Origin of the sequence: Gulosibacter massiliensis, assembly GCF_900626105.1 — a bacterium.
Taxonomy (GTDB): Bacteria; Actinomycetota; Actinomycetes; order Actinomycetales; family Microbacteriaceae; genus Gulosibacter; species Gulosibacter sediminis.
Genome location: NZ_UYZX01000001.1, coordinates 355,062 through 369,247, shown reverse-complemented (window position 1 = coordinate 369,247; position 14,186 = coordinate 355,062). Strand labels below are relative to the sequence as shown.

At 67.1% G+C, this 14,186-nt stretch carries 13 protein-coding genes and 2 tRNA genes; 10 read left to right on the top strand and 5 right to left on the bottom strand.

Annotation, left to right across the window (positions count from 1 at the left end; translation table 11 throughout):
* The first annotated feature begins 19 nt into the window (after positions 1-19).
* From dusB to EJL01_RS01775, 6 genes are all read left to right on the top strand, one after another.
* Positions 20-1,174, top strand: coding sequence for a tRNA dihydrouridine synthase DusB (dusB, locus tag EJL01_RS01800; RefSeq protein WP_125106010.1), 1,155 nt, complete (start codon positions 20-22; stop codon positions 1,172-1,174).
* A gap of 2 nt (positions 1,175-1,176) precedes the next feature.
* Positions 1,177-2,460, top strand: a complete 1,284-nt coding sequence (locus EJL01_RS01795; RefSeq protein WP_125106009.1) for a deoxyguanosinetriphosphate triphosphohydrolase — start codon at positions 1,177-1,179, stop codon at positions 2,458-2,460.
* Between the two features lie 10 nt (positions 2,461-2,470).
* Positions 2,471-4,348, top strand: coding sequence for a DNA primase (gene dnaG / locus EJL01_RS01790; RefSeq protein WP_125106008.1), 1,878 nt, complete (start codon positions 2,471-2,473; stop codon positions 4,346-4,348).
* Between the two features lie 24 nt (positions 4,349-4,372).
* The gene (locus EJL01_RS01785) at positions 4,373-5,353 is read left to right on the top strand and encodes an ATP-binding cassette domain-containing protein (protein WP_125106007.1); all 981 of its coding nucleotides are present in this window, start codon (positions 4,373-4,375) and stop codon (positions 5,351-5,353) included.
* Complete coding sequence (locus EJL01_RS01780) at positions 5,350-6,345, top strand: D-isomer specific 2-hydroxyacid dehydrogenase family protein (RefSeq protein WP_125106006.1); 996 nt, start codon at positions 5,350-5,352, stop codon at positions 6,343-6,345. Before EJL01_RS01785 ends, EJL01_RS01780 begins: the two co-directional genes overlap by 4 nt.
* A gap of 107 nt (positions 6,346-6,452) precedes the next feature.
* Positions 6,453-6,525, top strand: a tRNA-Asn gene (locus tag EJL01_RS01775).
* 59 nt (positions 6,526-6,584) lie between these two features.
* On the opposite strand, the gene EJL01_RS01770 is transcribed toward EJL01_RS01775, so the two are convergent.
* Both EJL01_RS01770 and def read right to left on the bottom strand, forming a co-directional pair.
* A complete protein-coding gene (locus tag EJL01_RS01770; protein WP_125106005.1) occupies positions 6,585-7,838 on the bottom strand; it encodes an APC family permease in 1,254 nt (417 codons plus the stop codon).
* Positions 7,839-7,842: 4 nt separating this feature from the next.
* Positions 7,843-8,415, bottom strand: a complete 573-nt coding sequence (gene def / locus EJL01_RS01765; RefSeq protein ID WP_125106004.1) for a peptide deformylase — start codon at positions 8,413-8,415, stop codon at positions 7,843-7,845.
* 51 nt (positions 8,416-8,466) lie between these two features.
* Between def and EJL01_RS01760 the strand changes: the two genes are divergently transcribed.
* Both EJL01_RS01760 and EJL01_RS01755 read left to right on the top strand, forming a co-directional pair.
* Positions 8,467-9,375, top strand: coding sequence for a DMT family transporter (locus tag EJL01_RS01760; RefSeq protein WP_125106003.1), 909 nt, complete (start codon positions 8,467-8,469; stop codon positions 9,373-9,375).
* Positions 9,376-9,447: 72 nt separating this feature from the next.
* Positions 9,448-10,671 (top strand): glycosyltransferase, encoded by a 1,224-nt coding sequence (locus tag EJL01_RS01755; protein WP_125106002.1) that lies wholly within the window; start codon positions 9,448-9,450, stop codon positions 10,669-10,671.
* Here EJL01_RS01755 and EJL01_RS01750 read toward each other — a convergent pair whose 3' ends face one another.
* A complete protein-coding gene (locus tag EJL01_RS01750; RefSeq protein WP_125106001.1) occupies positions 10,672-11,004 on the bottom strand; it encodes a thiamine-binding protein in 333 nt (110 codons plus the stop codon).
* A gap of 36 nt (positions 11,005-11,040) precedes the next feature.
* Here EJL01_RS01750 and proB point away from each other — a divergent pair, with 36 nt between their 5' ends.
* Both proB and EJL01_RS01740 read left to right on the top strand, forming a co-directional pair.
* Positions 11,041-12,228 carry a glutamate 5-kinase gene (proB, locus tag EJL01_RS01745; protein WP_125106000.1) on the top strand — a complete coding sequence of 396 codons (1,188 nt, stop codon included), beginning with the start codon at positions 11,041-11,043 and terminating at the stop codon, positions 12,226-12,228.
* 30 nt (positions 12,229-12,258) lie between these two features.
* Positions 12,259-13,551 carry a glutamate-5-semialdehyde dehydrogenase gene (locus EJL01_RS01740; RefSeq protein ID WP_125105999.1) on the top strand — a complete coding sequence of 431 codons (1,293 nt, stop codon included), beginning with the start codon at positions 12,259-12,261 and terminating at the stop codon, positions 13,549-13,551.
* Between the two features lie 182 nt (positions 13,552-13,733).
* On the opposite strand, the gene EJL01_RS01735 is transcribed toward EJL01_RS01740, so the two are convergent.
* Positions 13,734-14,063, bottom strand: a complete 330-nt coding sequence (locus tag EJL01_RS01735) for a Fic family protein (protein ID WP_125105998.1) — start codon at positions 14,061-14,063, stop codon at positions 13,734-13,736.
* A 36-nt stretch (positions 14,064-14,099) separates the two neighbouring features.
* Positions 14,100-14,176 (bottom strand) — tRNA-Ile (locus EJL01_RS01730).
* Between the last annotated feature and the right edge of the window lie 10 nt (positions 14,177-14,186).

Genomic DNA, 14,186 nt, shown 5'->3' with positions numbered 1-14,186 from the left:
GTGCGAGAATAGTTCGGTTATGCCGACTGCAACTCTCTCGCACACACCCGCGCTGAAGATTGGCGACCTCGAGGTCGCCTCGCCGGTCGTGCTCGCGCCGATGGCCGGGGTGACGAATGAGGCGTTCCGTCGGCTCTGCCGCGAGTACGGCGCCGGCCTGTATGTCACCGAGATGGTGACGACCCGAGCACTCGTCGAGCGCAACGAGTCGACGATGCGACTCATCCACCACCATCCGTCGGAAGACATCCGGTCGATCCAGCTCTATGGCGTCGACCCGATCACCGTCGGTGACGCCGTTGGCCTCCTTGTCGACGAGGATCGCGCCGACCACATCGACCTCAACTTTGGTTGCCCCGTACCCAAAGTCACCCGTCGTGGTGGCGGTTCGGCGCTGCCGTGGAAGACGGATCTATTCGAGGCAATCTGCGCAGCCGCGGTGCGTCGCGCCGGTGACGTGCCCCTGACGATCAAGATACGCAAGGGCATCAACGATGATCACCTGACCTACCTCGAGGCGGCGAAGATCGCCGAGCAGGCGGGCGTCGCCGCGATCACGCTGCACGCGCGCACGCTCGAGCAGCAGTACTCGGGCACGGCTGATTGGGACGCGATCCGCACGCTGAAAGAGACCATCACGTCGATTCCGATCCTCGGCAACGGCGACGTGTTCGAGGGTGAGGACGGCCCGCGCATGATGGCTGAGACCGGCTGCGACGGCGTCGTCGTGGGTCGCGGTGTGCTCGGCCGCCCGTGGCTCTTCGGCGATCTCGAGGCGGCGTTCTCGGGTAGCGAGCGGCGTATCCAGCCCGGCCTGCGCGAGGTCGGTCACGCGATGGTGCGCCACGCCGAGCTGCTCGTCGACTTCTTCGGCAACGAAGGCCACGGTTGCCGCGACTTCCGCAAGCACGTCGCCTGGTACTTCAAGGGGTATCCGGTCGGTGGCTCGCTGCGCAAGCGCTTTGCGCTCATCGACACGCTCGACGAGCTGCGCGAGCTCGCTGATGGGCTTGAGGACTCCTCGTGGCCGGGCGTCGGTGCCGAGGGCCCGCGCGGCCGTTCGGGCAGCCCGAAGCGCGCCGTGCTGCCGCAGGGCTGGCTCGACTCGCGCCGCCTGCTCGATTCCGAGAGCGCCGACATCGCGGCTGCCGAACTTGACGTCTCGGGAGGCTAGGGATGCGCGCGCCCGGCCTGAATGGCCCCGCGAGCGAGTACTCGCTCGACGACGAAGCCCGGTTCCTGCCGGAGTTCCACGAGAACCGTCGCCGCTCATCCTTCGCCCGTGACCGGGCGCGCCTGCTGCACTCCTCGGGTCTGCGGCGCCTCGCGCTGAAGACGCAGGTGCTCTCACCGACGACGGGCGCGGACTTTGCCCGCAACCGACTCACGCACTCGCTCGAGGTGGCCCAGGTCGGCCGCGAGATCGCCGGCTCGCTCGCGCTCGACCCCGACATCGTCGACACCGCGTGCCTCGCCCACGACATCGGGCATCCGCCGTTTGGCCACAACGGCGAGCGCGCCCTCAACGACTGGTCGACCGACATCGGCGGCTTCGAGGGTAACGCGCAGACGCTTCGGCTCGTGTCGCGGCTCGAGCCAAAGGTATTCGACGAATCGGGCCTCGCCTACGGCCTCAACCTGACCCGCGCATCCCTCGATGCGGCGTGCAAGTACCCGTGGGATCGCGACACCGGCCTCGCACTCGGCACGCGCAAGTTCGGCGTCTACGACGACGACAAGCCGGTGTTCGACTGGCTGCGAGCCGGCGCCCCGAGCGGGCGCAAGTGCATCGAGGCGCAGGTCATGGACTTGAGCGACGACATCGCGTACTCGGTGCACGACCTCGAGGATGCCGTGGTCGAGGGCTTCCTGCCCCTGACCGAACTCGAAGACGCCGAAAACCGCGAGGCAATCTTGTTCAACGCCGTCGAGTGGGCGGGGCGCAAATTCGACGAGGGCGAGCTCGGCGCGGCGTTCGATCGGCTGCTCACGCTGCCGTGGTGGGTGCACGACTATTCGGCGGCGGCGCGCGACCGCGCGGCATTGAAGAACCTCACCTCGCAGCTCATCGGCCGCTTTGCGAAAGCCTCAATTGCGGCGACTCTCGAGGCATACGGCAGCGAGAACCTGCTCATTCGCTTTGGTGCCGAGGTGATCGTGCCTCGCGAGATCGAAGCCGAGATCGCACTGCTCAAGGGCGCCGTGGCAGGCTTCGTCATGAGCCTGCCCACGCGCCAGCCGGTGTATGCCCGCCAGCGTGAGCTGCTCACCGAACTGCTCGAGGCACTCTGGGCCACCGGCACGCTGCACCTCGAGCGCGAGTTCTCCGACTTGTTCGACGAAGCCGACGACGACGCTGCTCGCCGCCGGGTGATTGTCGATCAGGTCGCGTCACTCACCGATCAGTCGGCGCTTGCGCTGCATGCGAACGTCGCCGCCGTCCGCGTAGCCACGGCCTAGAATCGGTGCCATGGCGCGCATCCGACGAACTGACATTGACGAGGTACGAGCGCGCACAAATATCGACGACGTCGTCGGCGAGTACGTCGCGCTGAAGTCGGCTGGCGTCGGCTCGCGCAAGGGCCTCTGCCCGTTCCACGACGAGCGCACGCCATCGTTCCATGTTCGCCCGCAGCTCGGCTTCTATCACTGCTTCGGCTGCGGTGAGTCGGGCGATGTCTTCTCGTTCCTGCAGAAGATGGACCACATCACCTTCGTTGAGGCAGTCGAGCGGCTCGCGGGCCGCCTTGGCTACCAACTCACGTACGAGGACGGCGGCGAGGCGCCCGACCACAGCAACCGCGTGCGGCTGCTGCAGGTGAATGCCGAGGCCGAGAAGTTCTTCCAGGGCCAGCTCGCCACCGCGGACGCGCAGATCGGCCGCGACTTCCTTGGTGGCCGCGGGTTTGATCCGCAGGCGGCCGCGCACTTCGGCGTCGGCTACGCCCCGAAGTCGTGGGATGCGCTCTCGAAGCACCTGCGCACGAAGGGCTACTCGACGCAGGAGCTGCAGGATGCCGGGCTCGTGTCGACGAACGACCGTGGCTCGAGCTACGACCGTTTCCGCGGCCGGCTCGTGTGGCCGATTCGCGACACCTCCGGTCAGACGGTGGGCTTCGGCGCGCGCAAGCTCTTCGACGATGACAAGGGCCCGAAGTACCTCAACACACCAGAGACCGAGATCTACCACAAGTCCCGAGTGCTCTACGGGCTCGATCTTGCCAAGCGCGACATCTCACGCGGCCACAAGGTCGTCGTGGTCGAGGGGTACACCGACGTCATGGCCGCGCACCTGGCTGGCGTGACCACTGCGGTCGCCACCTGTGGCACGGCCTTCGGCGTCGACCACATCAAGATCCTGCGCCGCATCATGGACGACGAATCGAACCGCGGGCGCGTGATCTTCAACTTCGACCCCGATGAGGCGGGCCGAAAAGCTGCCATGCGGGCGTTCGCCGAAGAGAACCGCTTCGTCGCGCAGACCTTTGTCGCCGTCGACACCACGCACGAGGGCCTCGACCCGTGCGACCTGCGCCTGAAGCACGGCGACGCGGCGATTGTCTCGCTCATCGACCACGCCGTGCCGATGTATGAGTTCGTCGTGCGGGAACAGATCAAGCGCCACAACCTGCGCAACGCCGAAGGCCGGGTGGCCGCTCTGCGTGAGGCCGCACCGATCATCGCCAGCATTCGCGACCGCGCGCTGCGCCCCGAGTACGTGCGCCAACTCTCGGGCTGGCTCGGCATGGACCTCGAGCAGGTTCAACGCGAGGTGCGTCGACACGAGCAGGCGGCGAATTCGCCGAGCGACCCCCACGGCCACCCGAGTGGCATCGCCGACAACACGTACGCCATGCCGGTCGTGCGCATGCGCGACCTGCCAAACGACCCGATCACCCGACTCGAGCGTGACGCGCTCGGTGCAGTGCTGCAGTACCCGAGGATGCTTTCAGAGGTGCAGCTCGACGGCGTGCTCGCGGCGAACTTCTCGGATGCGTCGCTCGACACGGTGCGAAATGCCATCGTGGCAACCCGCGGAACTCTCGGCACGCCGCAGTGGCTGCCGGAGGTGCACGAGGAGGTGCCGTCGTCGTTCGTGCCGCTCGTGACCGACCTGTCGATGGCGCCGCTGCCCGCCGGTCCCGGCCCCGAACAGGTGGCCGCGTACGTACGATCGGTCACGGCAGCGCTCGTTGAGCGCGACCTGCTTCGCCGCAAGGCGGAGTTGCTCGGTGAGTTGAAGCGCACCGACATTGAGACCGATCCGCTTGGACACCGCGAGTTGAGCGAGCGGCTCGTCGAGGTTGAGCGCCGCAAGCGCGAGCTGCGCGAGTCCGTCGAGGCCTAAGCGCGCGACCGCTAGGCTCGTGGCATGAGCAGCGTCATCAGTGCCCGGGATCTGTCGATTTCCTACGGTCCGCACATCGGCGACGCTGAGGCCCGAGTCCTTTCGGGCGTGAACATTGAGCTGCGCGAGGGCGAGATTCTTGGCGTCGTCGGCTCGGCCGGCAGCGGCAAGACGTCGCTCGGTCGCGTGATTTCGGGCCGCGGCCTGCTGCGCGGAGCACCGCATCCGTGGCCCTGGATTTCGGGCGGCGAACTGCACGTTGACGGCGTCAACCTGCGCAAACCCACCCGGGCCGACCTGCGCCGCCTGCCCCTAACCGTCGGGTACCTCGCGCCGAACTCCGGTCAGACGATGCGCAACGACCTCACTGTCGCCGAAAACATCGCCGAGCCGGTACTGAGCCGCGACCGGCACTTCGACAAGCGCTCGCTCGGCAAGGCAGCCGCGCTGCTCATCGACGCGGTCGACCTCGAGCTCGGCGTGCTCAACCGCTTTCCGTTCGAGCTCTCGCGAGGTCAGCGCCAACGCGTCGCGTTCGCACGCGCGCTCATCGTCGAGCCGCGGCTGCTCATCGTCGACGAGCCGGCGCAGGGCGTCGACGTCATTGCGCGCCCGGCACTTTTCGAGCTGCTCGAACGCCTCAATCGTGGCCGCACGCTCTCGATGCTCGTCATCAGCAACGACCTCGCAACCGTTGAGCGACTCACGAGCAACGTCGTCATCACCGACCGCGGCACGGTGCTCGCGCGGGGCAAGATCGACGAGGTGCTGCGCGACCCGTTCGACCCGTATCTGCAGCGGATGCGCGACGCCCGCGAATTCGCCCGCGCGCCCCTTCCTGGCCTGGTCGACCGCGACCTTGTCGCCGCGGCCGAGCGGGTGGCCGGCGGGTTGTTTCGCGACGACGACCCCGATGAGGTCGCCGCCGCCGAGCGCGATCGACTCGTCGAGGATCGCCCAGAGTTTGCACGATTCCACACCGATGAAGAGGAGACCACCAATTGACCGAGTTTCACCACCGCGAAGTTCTGAGTGCGCCGGCCACGAAGCTCGAGGGCGACGCGCGTCCCGAGCCCGGCAAGATCACGGTGCTGCCCGCAGGGTCGGGACGGGCGCAGACGCAGACGGTGCTCGCTGCTGGGGGAGAGGTTGTCGAGCTGTCTGACGACACGCGCGGCCTCATCTACACGTCGTACCGCGACATCGAGCCGCTGTTCGAGGCGCTTGACAGCTACCCGGGCATCGGCTGGGTGCAGCTGCCCTACGCGGGGATCGACGCTTACGCAAAGCGCCTCGCACCGTACGCCGAGCGCGGCCTCGTGGTCACCTCGGCGAAGGGGGCGTACGCGCAGCCGGTCGCGGAGCACGCGCTCGCGCTCACCCTCGCAGCGCAGCGCAGCCTCGTCTTGCGCTCGCGTGCCACGAAGTGGGGCCCGTCGCTGGGCCGCTCGCTCTACGGCAATCACGTCGTTATTCTGGGCGCCGGCGGAATTGCGAGCGAGCTACTCAGCCTGCTGCGGCCCTTTGATGTGACTACGACCGTGGTGCGCCGCAGCGCGGCGCCGCTCGAGGGAGCCGACCGCACCGTGACGAGCGACGAGTTCGACGCCGTGCTGCCGGAGGCCGACGTCGTGGTGCTCGCTGCCGCTTCGACCGACGAGACCTATCACCTCATCAACGCTGAACGGCTGCACGCCATGAAGCCGACATCGGTGCTCGTCAACATTGGTCGCGGCCCGCTCGTCGACACCGAGGCGCTCGACGCGGCCCTCAACGCCGAGGAGATCTACGGCGCCGCACTCGATGTGACCGACCCCGAACCGCTGCCGGAGGGCCACCCGCTCTGGTCGAACGATCGCTGCCTGATTACGCCGCACTCGGCCGACACCCCCGAAATGACCCTGCCGCTGCTGCTACGCCGAATCGACGACAACGTGCGTGGCTTCCTCTCGACCGGCGAATTCGTGGGGCTGGCCGACCCCGTGAAGGGGTACTAGGCGACCTCGCTCTGGGGCGCATCCACTGGTGATCGGATGCGAGCGGGGCGACTCGGCGGTCGATTTCACATTGCGCGCCGGGTGATGTTAGGCTATTCGAGTTGTCATCCCCGATAGCTCAATTGGCAGAGCAGCCGGCTGTTAACCGGCAGGTTGTTGGTTCGAGTCCAACTCGGGGAGCTTCTGCCCTCCGCCCTCGCGCGGAGGGCATCCTTCTTTTCCCAAGACTACGGCCGTAATTACGACTTAGCGCTGGCGCTGCCCCGTCGGAAGATCAACCGACCGACGACGCCGAGGGCGAGCACCCCGAGCCCTCCGACAACCGACCACACGGGCAACGTGACGACGAGGACGGCGCAGAGCGCGGCGCCGAGCAGCTGCATCCACTTTGGATACCGGCGATCGTCGCCGCGCTGCTGGAGCGCCGAGAGGTTCGCGACGAGGTAGTACACGAGCACGCCGACACTCGAGAAGCCGATGACGTCGCGAATGTCGCCGATGAGGATCAACGCGGCTACGGCGACGCCGACCACGATGGTGAGCAGCGCCGGCACGTTGTGGCTCGGCGACAGGCGCGACAGCACAACCGGCAGATCGTGGTTGCGCGCCATCGCGAGGCCGGTGCGAGTAATGCCCGCGACGCCCGCAAGCAGGGCCCCCAGGCATGCGAGCGTGGCCGTGACGACCACAACCATGCCAACGCCCGGCGCACCGGAGACGAGGTCGACGAGCGGAGCATCCGACGCGGCGAGGCGCAGCGGCCCCAGTCGAGCTAGCAGCGTGACCGCCACGAGCACGTAGAGAGCGGCGACGAGCCCAAGCGTCGTGATGATGGCCCGTGGAATCACCCGGGTCGGGTCGCGCACCTCCTCGCCGAGGGTCGCGATGCGCGCGTAACCGGCGAAGGCGAAAAACATGAGGCCGGCCGACTGAAGCACCCCGTAGACCGAGACGTCGGGGATGAGCACGAAGGTCGCGTCGGAGGTCGGCGTGGTGGTCCACGCGACGATCAGGGTGACCGCGAGGCCGAGCAGCACGAGCGTCACGATGCCCGCGGCGGCGCGGGCCGTGCGCGTGATGCCGACAAGGTTGAGCACAACCACGAGTGCGACGGCGACGAGGCCGATCGCGCGCTGCCAGAACAGGTCGGGTACGAGATACGCGCCCAGGGTGAGGGCCATCGCGGCGGCCGAGGCGGTCTTGCCGATGACGAAGCCCCAGCCCGCGATGAATCCCGGCCACGCGCCGAGTTCCTGGTTGCCGAAGTGGTAAGTGCCGCCCGAGGTCGGGTACTTCGCCGACAGCTGCGCCGTCGAGGTCGCGTTGCAGGCGGCGACGAGCAGTGCGAGCGCGAGGCCAAGCAACAGCCACTCTCCGGCAACCCGGGCGGCCGGGCCGAAGACGCTGAAAACGCCGGCGCCGATCATGGCCGCGAGGCCGATGCTCATGGCTCCGAAGAGGCCGAGTTTGCGGTCGAGCGCCGGCTGCGTCACGGCGCTAGCCCTCGAGCTTCTCGTCGCCGGGCAGCCACGACTTACCGGGCACGTTCCAGCCGCGCTTGCGCATGATCTTGAAGGCCTGCTTGTGGTTGGGCACCGCAAGGCGGTCGACGTAGATCACGCCGTCGAGGTGGTCGTATTCGTGCTGCAGGATGCGCGCGAGCCAGCCCTCGGCGCGCAGCTCGTATGCCTTGCCCTCGAGATCAGTCGCCTGAAGCAGCACGGCGGGGGAGCGGCGCAGCTCGAAGCGCTCGCCGGGCACCGAGAGGCAGCCTTCCTCCTCGTCCTCCTCGAGTTGCTCAAAGCTCTCGGGAACGAGGGGCGCCTGCCAGAGTCGCGGGTTGATCGCGACGCCGCGGTGGTCGGTGCCGTCCTCGTCCACCCAGCTGTACACGAACATCCGTTTGCCGACGCCCACCTGCGGGGCAGCGAGGCCGACGCCCGGCGCGGCCGCCATGGTTTCGTACATGTCGGCGACGAGTTCGCGAACCTCGTCGGTGATCTCGTCGACGGTTTCGGCAGGGGTGTGCAGCACCGCATCTCCGTAGATGCGAATGGGAAGGACGCTCATACCTGGAGTGTATCGGCCAGGGGTTTCCCAAACGGCCGTAAACTCTGGCGGGTGCAGTACCTCGGCATTCCACTTGCGATCCTCGGCGCCGTGCTCATGTCGGTGAGCGCGATGCTGCAGCATCGCGGGGTGGCCCGAGCGGATGCTGCGGGCAACGGCGATGGCGGTGAGGGACTCGGCCTCGGCAGTTTCCTGCGCCTGCTCAATTCGAAGACCTGGCTTTCGGGCACGCTACTGCTCGGCATCGCGGTCGCCTGCCAGCTCAGCGCCCTGCTGTTTTCGCCCCTCGTGCTCGTACAGCCCATCGGCGTCATCTCGCTCGTGCTCACGGCGATCATCACGGCCAAGCAGAGCCGCATGCCGGTTGGTCGGCGCAAGGCGCTGTCGATCACGCTCTGCGTCGCTGGAGTGGGCGGCTTCGTCGCCGTGGCCTCGTCGGTCGCGGTCGACAAGGAGATCACCGAGCCGCAGCTCATCATCGTGCTCGTGATCCTCGCCGCGCTCGTCGTGCTGCTCGGCGTGGTGTTTGCGCTCGTGCGCCGCACGAAGTGGCGCAGCCTGTTCTACGTCGTCGCGGGCGGCGTCATGTACGGCTTCCTCGTCACCCTCGCGAAAGTCGTGCTCGCGCGCTGGCAGCAGGGCGATTACGGCTGGTACTTCCTCGCCTGCCTCGCCGGCGTCATCATTTCGCTGCTCGTCGGCGGCTACTTCGTGCAGACGGCTTACGCCTCGAGTTCGGCCGACCTCGTGATCGCCGGCCTGACCGTGATCGACCCGCTCGTGGCCGTGACGATTGGCATCGTCGTGCTCCGCGAAACCGAGGGGGCGAGCCTGCTCGTGAACGTCCTGTTCGTGGCCCTGGGCGCCGTTGCGATCGTCGGCGTACTGTTGCTGCAGCTGGCCCAGTCGGATGACGAGGTGTCGGCGGTGCGCAACCACGCGCTCGGCCGCGGCAATTAGAATCGACTCTCAGCCTGCGCCGGATGCCCCACGAGGGCCAGTGCGTGCATATGTTGGATGACAAAGGACTTCATGACTTCGCCGCTTCGACTGTTGATCGCCGCCGATACGTTTCCGCCCAACGTGAATGGCGCGGCGACGTTCACGCAGAACCTCGCGAGCGGCATGGCGGCGCGCGGACTCGATGTGCACGTGGTGACGCCCGCCGCGTCGAAGCGTCACGGCACCTGGTACGAGGAATACGACGGGCAGCGCATCACGGTGCACCGCCTGCCGAGTGACCGCTGGTGGCCGCACGACTGGCTGCGCTACGTGAAGCCGTGGCGCGCTCGGGCGCACATGCGCGAGGTGCTCGACCGTGTGCAGCCCGACGTCATCCACTACCAGTCCGCGGTCGTGCTCGGTCGCGCGGCGGTGCGCGAGGGCGCATCCCGGGGCATCCGCATCATCGGCACGAACCACCTCATGCTCGAGAACATGCTCGAGCACACGCATATCCCGAAGTTTCTGCAGGGATGGGCATCGGGCATCTGGTGGCGCGATGCCCACAAGACGTTCGCCGAGACAGCCGCGCTGACGACGCCCACGCGCCGTGCCGCCGACTTCCTCGAGCAGAACGGCAACCTGCACGACGTACTCGCCATTTCGTGCGGGCTACGTACGAGCAACTACACGCCGAAGTTCGAAGAGAAGTCGCCGAAGCGCATCCTCTTCGTCGGCCGCGTGACTGGCGAGAAGCAGATCGACGTGTTGCTCAAGGCCTTCGCGAAGCTCGAGGGCGACGACCTCTTTTTCGACATCGTCGGTACGGGCGACCAACTGCAACACCTGCAGAAGCTCGCGAAAGACCTTGGCGTTGCTGACCGCTCAAAGTTCCACGGCTACGTGACCGACCAGGAGTTGCGCACGATCTACGCCGACGCGACGGTGTTCGCGATCGCCTCGATCGCCGAGCTGCAGTCGATCGCGACGATGGAGGCGATGGCTTCAGGCCTGCCCGTCGTCGCCGCAAACTCGATGGCGCTGCCGCACCTCGTGCACGACGGCGAGACCGGGCTGCTCTTCGAGCCTGGCAGCGTCGAGGATGCGCGTGAGAAGCTTCAGCGCGTGCTCGACCTCCCGCGCGACGAGCGCGAGGCACTCGGTCGCGCGGGGTTGAAAGACGTGCAGGCGCACGACATCGACACGACGATGGAGCTGTTCGAGCGCCTCTACCGTGGCGAGTCGGTGCAGTCGGTCGGCCGCGACTCGGTCAATGAGCAGGACCACTCGCTCGACGGGCTGCCGAAACGCTAGCTAGTCGCCGAGCTGCTGCAGGGCCGCTTCGACGCGCTGCACCTTGCCGGTGAGTTCGTCGTCGTGCCCCGGGCGAATGTCGGCCTTCAGTACGAGCGAGACCCGCGAACCATAGCGACCGGCCTCGTCGACCGCTGCCTTGACGACGGCCATGACCTCGTCCCATTCGCCCTCGATCGAGGTGAACATCGCGGTCGTCTCGTTGCGCAGCCCGCTCGCGCGAATCACGCGCACGACCGCGGCGACGGCGTTGCTATACGAGCCCGCCGCGTCGGCGGTGACCGACGGGTCGCTCGCGGGGCCGGAGGGGGCAATGGAGATCGCTGCAATCATGAATTCATTGTGCCGTGCGCACGGCACAATAGAGACATGACCTCGCCCATCGTCGATCGCAGCCAACTTCCAAACGCAGGGAGGGTCGTCGTCAAGATCGGCTCGTCGTCGCTCACGCGAGCGGATGGCCGCCTCAACGTACCGGCGCTGCGGAAACTTGTCGACGTGCTCGCGGAACAGTCGCTTGCGGGCAAGCAGGTCGTGCTCGTGAGCTCGGGTGCGATCGCGGCCGGCTTCATGCCGCTCGGCTACGACGTACGGCCAAGCGACGTCGCCGGTGCCCAGGCCGCTGCGGCTGTGGGTCAGAGCGTGCTCATGGCGCAGTACACCGACGCGTTCAGCGCGTACGAAATTACAGTCGGGCAGATCCTCATGACCGCGGCCGACACCCTGCGCCGTGACCGGTATCAGCACGTCGCTCAGGCGTTTGAGCGCATGCTCGAACTCGGCGCCGTGCCCATCGTCAACGAAAATGATGCGCTCGCCACGAGCGAGCTGCGCTTCGGCGACAATGACCGCCTCGCGGCGCTGGTGGCCCAACTCGTGCAAGCCGATGCGCTTATCCTGCTCACCGACGTCAACGGGCTTTACGACGCCCCGCCGAAGCAGCCGGGGGCCCGACGCATCGCGACCGTCGAGCGCATGGAGGATGTCGCGGGGGTCGAGGTAACGGGCCGGGGTTCGGCGTTCGGTACGGGCGGCATGGTGACGAAGTTGCAGTCGGCTGAGATGGCGACGACGACCGGCATCCCAGTCATGCTCACAAGCGCGCCGAATGTTCGCGCCGCATTCGAGGGCATAGATGTGGGCACCTGGTTCGTGCCGACGTCGGGCCGTTCGCGCCGCCGCAAGGTGTGGCTCGAGCACGCCGCGCAGATGTACGGTCGTCTCGTCGTCGACCCGGGAGCCGAGCGCGCACTGCGGGATCGGGGCGCATCCCTACTCGCGGCTGGCATCCGTTCGGTGCATGGGGAATTCGCCGCGGGCGACCCGGTCGAGGTTGTCAACGAAGCCGGCGACGCCATCGCTCACGGCATCTCGAACTTCGACTCGAGCGAGCTGCCGCAGATGCTCGGCCGCAGCACCGACGAAATGCGCGCAAGTCTCGGTGACGACTTCGTGCGTTCGGTCGTGCACCGCGACGAGCTCACGCTCGTGAGCCCCACGGTGACCGACATCGTCACGGGACGGGTGACGCAGTCAGGCATTCCGGTGCTCGACTAGTGATGCTCCGCGCGATCTAGACTGGTGGGTATGACCGAAACGGCTGCCTCCACGATCAACGCTGACACGGTGCGCGCGGTGCGTGAAACCGCGCAGCGAGCTAAGACCGCATCGATTCAGCTGTCGCGCGCGTCCAGCGGTTCGAAGAACGACATGCTGCTCTCGATCGCGTCGGCCCTCGAATCGGCCGCGGCTGAGATCGTTGCCGCGAACGAAGATGACATGGCTCGCGGCCGGGAACGCGGCATGAGCGATGGCCTGCTCGACCGCCTCCAGCTCACCAAGGAGCGCGTCGCGACCATCGCCGAGGCCCTGCGCGACGTCGCCGACCTGCCCGACCCCGTGGGTGAGGTCGTGCGCGGTTCGACCCTTGAGAACGGCCTGCGCCTGCGCCAGCTTCGCGTGCCAATGGGCGTCGTCGGCATGATCTACGAGGCTCGCCCGAACGTGACGGTGGATGCGGCTGGCCTCGCGCTGAAGTCGGGTAACGCCGTGATTCTTCGCGGTGGCTCGGCGGCGATGTCGACGAACCGGGCCATCGTGCAGGTGATGCAGGATGCACTCGTCGCCGAAGGTTACTCGGCCGACCTCGTGCAGACCATCGACGAGTACGGCCGCGAGGGTGGCGTAGCGCTGATGCAGGCGCGCGGCCTCGTCGACCTGCTTGTGCCGCGCGGCGGCGCGGCGCTCATCCAGACGGTCGTGCTCGAGTCGAAGGTGCCGGTCATCGAGACGGGCACCGGCAACGTGCACATCTACGTCGATGAGTCAGCCGACATCGAAAAGGCGCTGCCGATCATCCTCAACGCGAAGACGCAGCGGGTCGGCGTCTGTAATGCCGTCGAGACGCTACTCGTGCACGAGGGCATCGCCGACAAGTTCGTGCCCCTCGTCACCGCTGCGCTCACCGAGCAGGGCGTGACCGTGCACGCCGACGATGTCACGCAGCAGCTCTCGGCAGATTCGGCCACCACTGCGGCCACCGATGCCGACTGGGAGACCGAGTACCTCTCGCTCGACATCGCGGCGAAGGTCGTGCCGTCGATCGAAACCGCGATCGAGCACATCCGCCGCTACACGACGGGCCACACCGAGGTCATCGTGACCGAGTCGCTCGCCGCCGCGAACCAGTTCACCGACGAGGTCGACGCCGCCGTGGTCATGGTCAACGCGTCGTCGCGCTTCACCGACGGCGCCGAGTTTGGCCTCGGTGCCGAGCTTGGCATTTCGACGCAGAAGCTTCACGCGCGTGGTCCGATGGGCCTCGCTGAACTCACCACCACGAAGTGGATCGTCGAGGGCAACGGGCAGGTGCGACCTTAGCCTTCGCCGATCCGGCGCGGCAACTGCCGGTCGCTACTACCTAGTGCGTTGCGCTTCGGGCGCAGGCATCGAACGCGTCGAGGGCATCGAGCACGCCGTCGGCCTGCCAGTGCCGGTTTCGTCTGCCCTCATTTCGCCGCCGGAGGACTCCGGCCGTTTCGAGGTGGGGGGGAGAGCACTATTCACGGCGACATGCTCACCCCCAGGCGGCTGGCCAGGTACTGCACGGTGACCACTGGTTGTCGGATCAGGACGTCGAGCGCCCGACGCGCAGTGGAACCACGACGCGCGTTGAGCGCGGCCTTCCACATCGTACGCACCTCACCAAGGTCGTTCACCAGGCGCGTCGCATTCGCAATCGATGCGAAAGAGGATGCGGTGAAGACGCGCACGATCGACACAACATCGCCTTCTCGGGAGGACGTCAGGGCCCGGAAGTAGTCCTCGGGGTTCTCGGGCAGATTCGTGTCGAGCAGCAGCAGTATGATGCGGCCGAGTGCGGCGCGCCACACGATGCATCTCAAGATCCGCGCTGACTCGCGGGCAAATGGTGGGGCGGACGGGACTTGAACCCGTGACCGATGGATTATGAGTCCACTGCTCTAACCAGCTGAGCTACCGCCCCGCAACCTGAG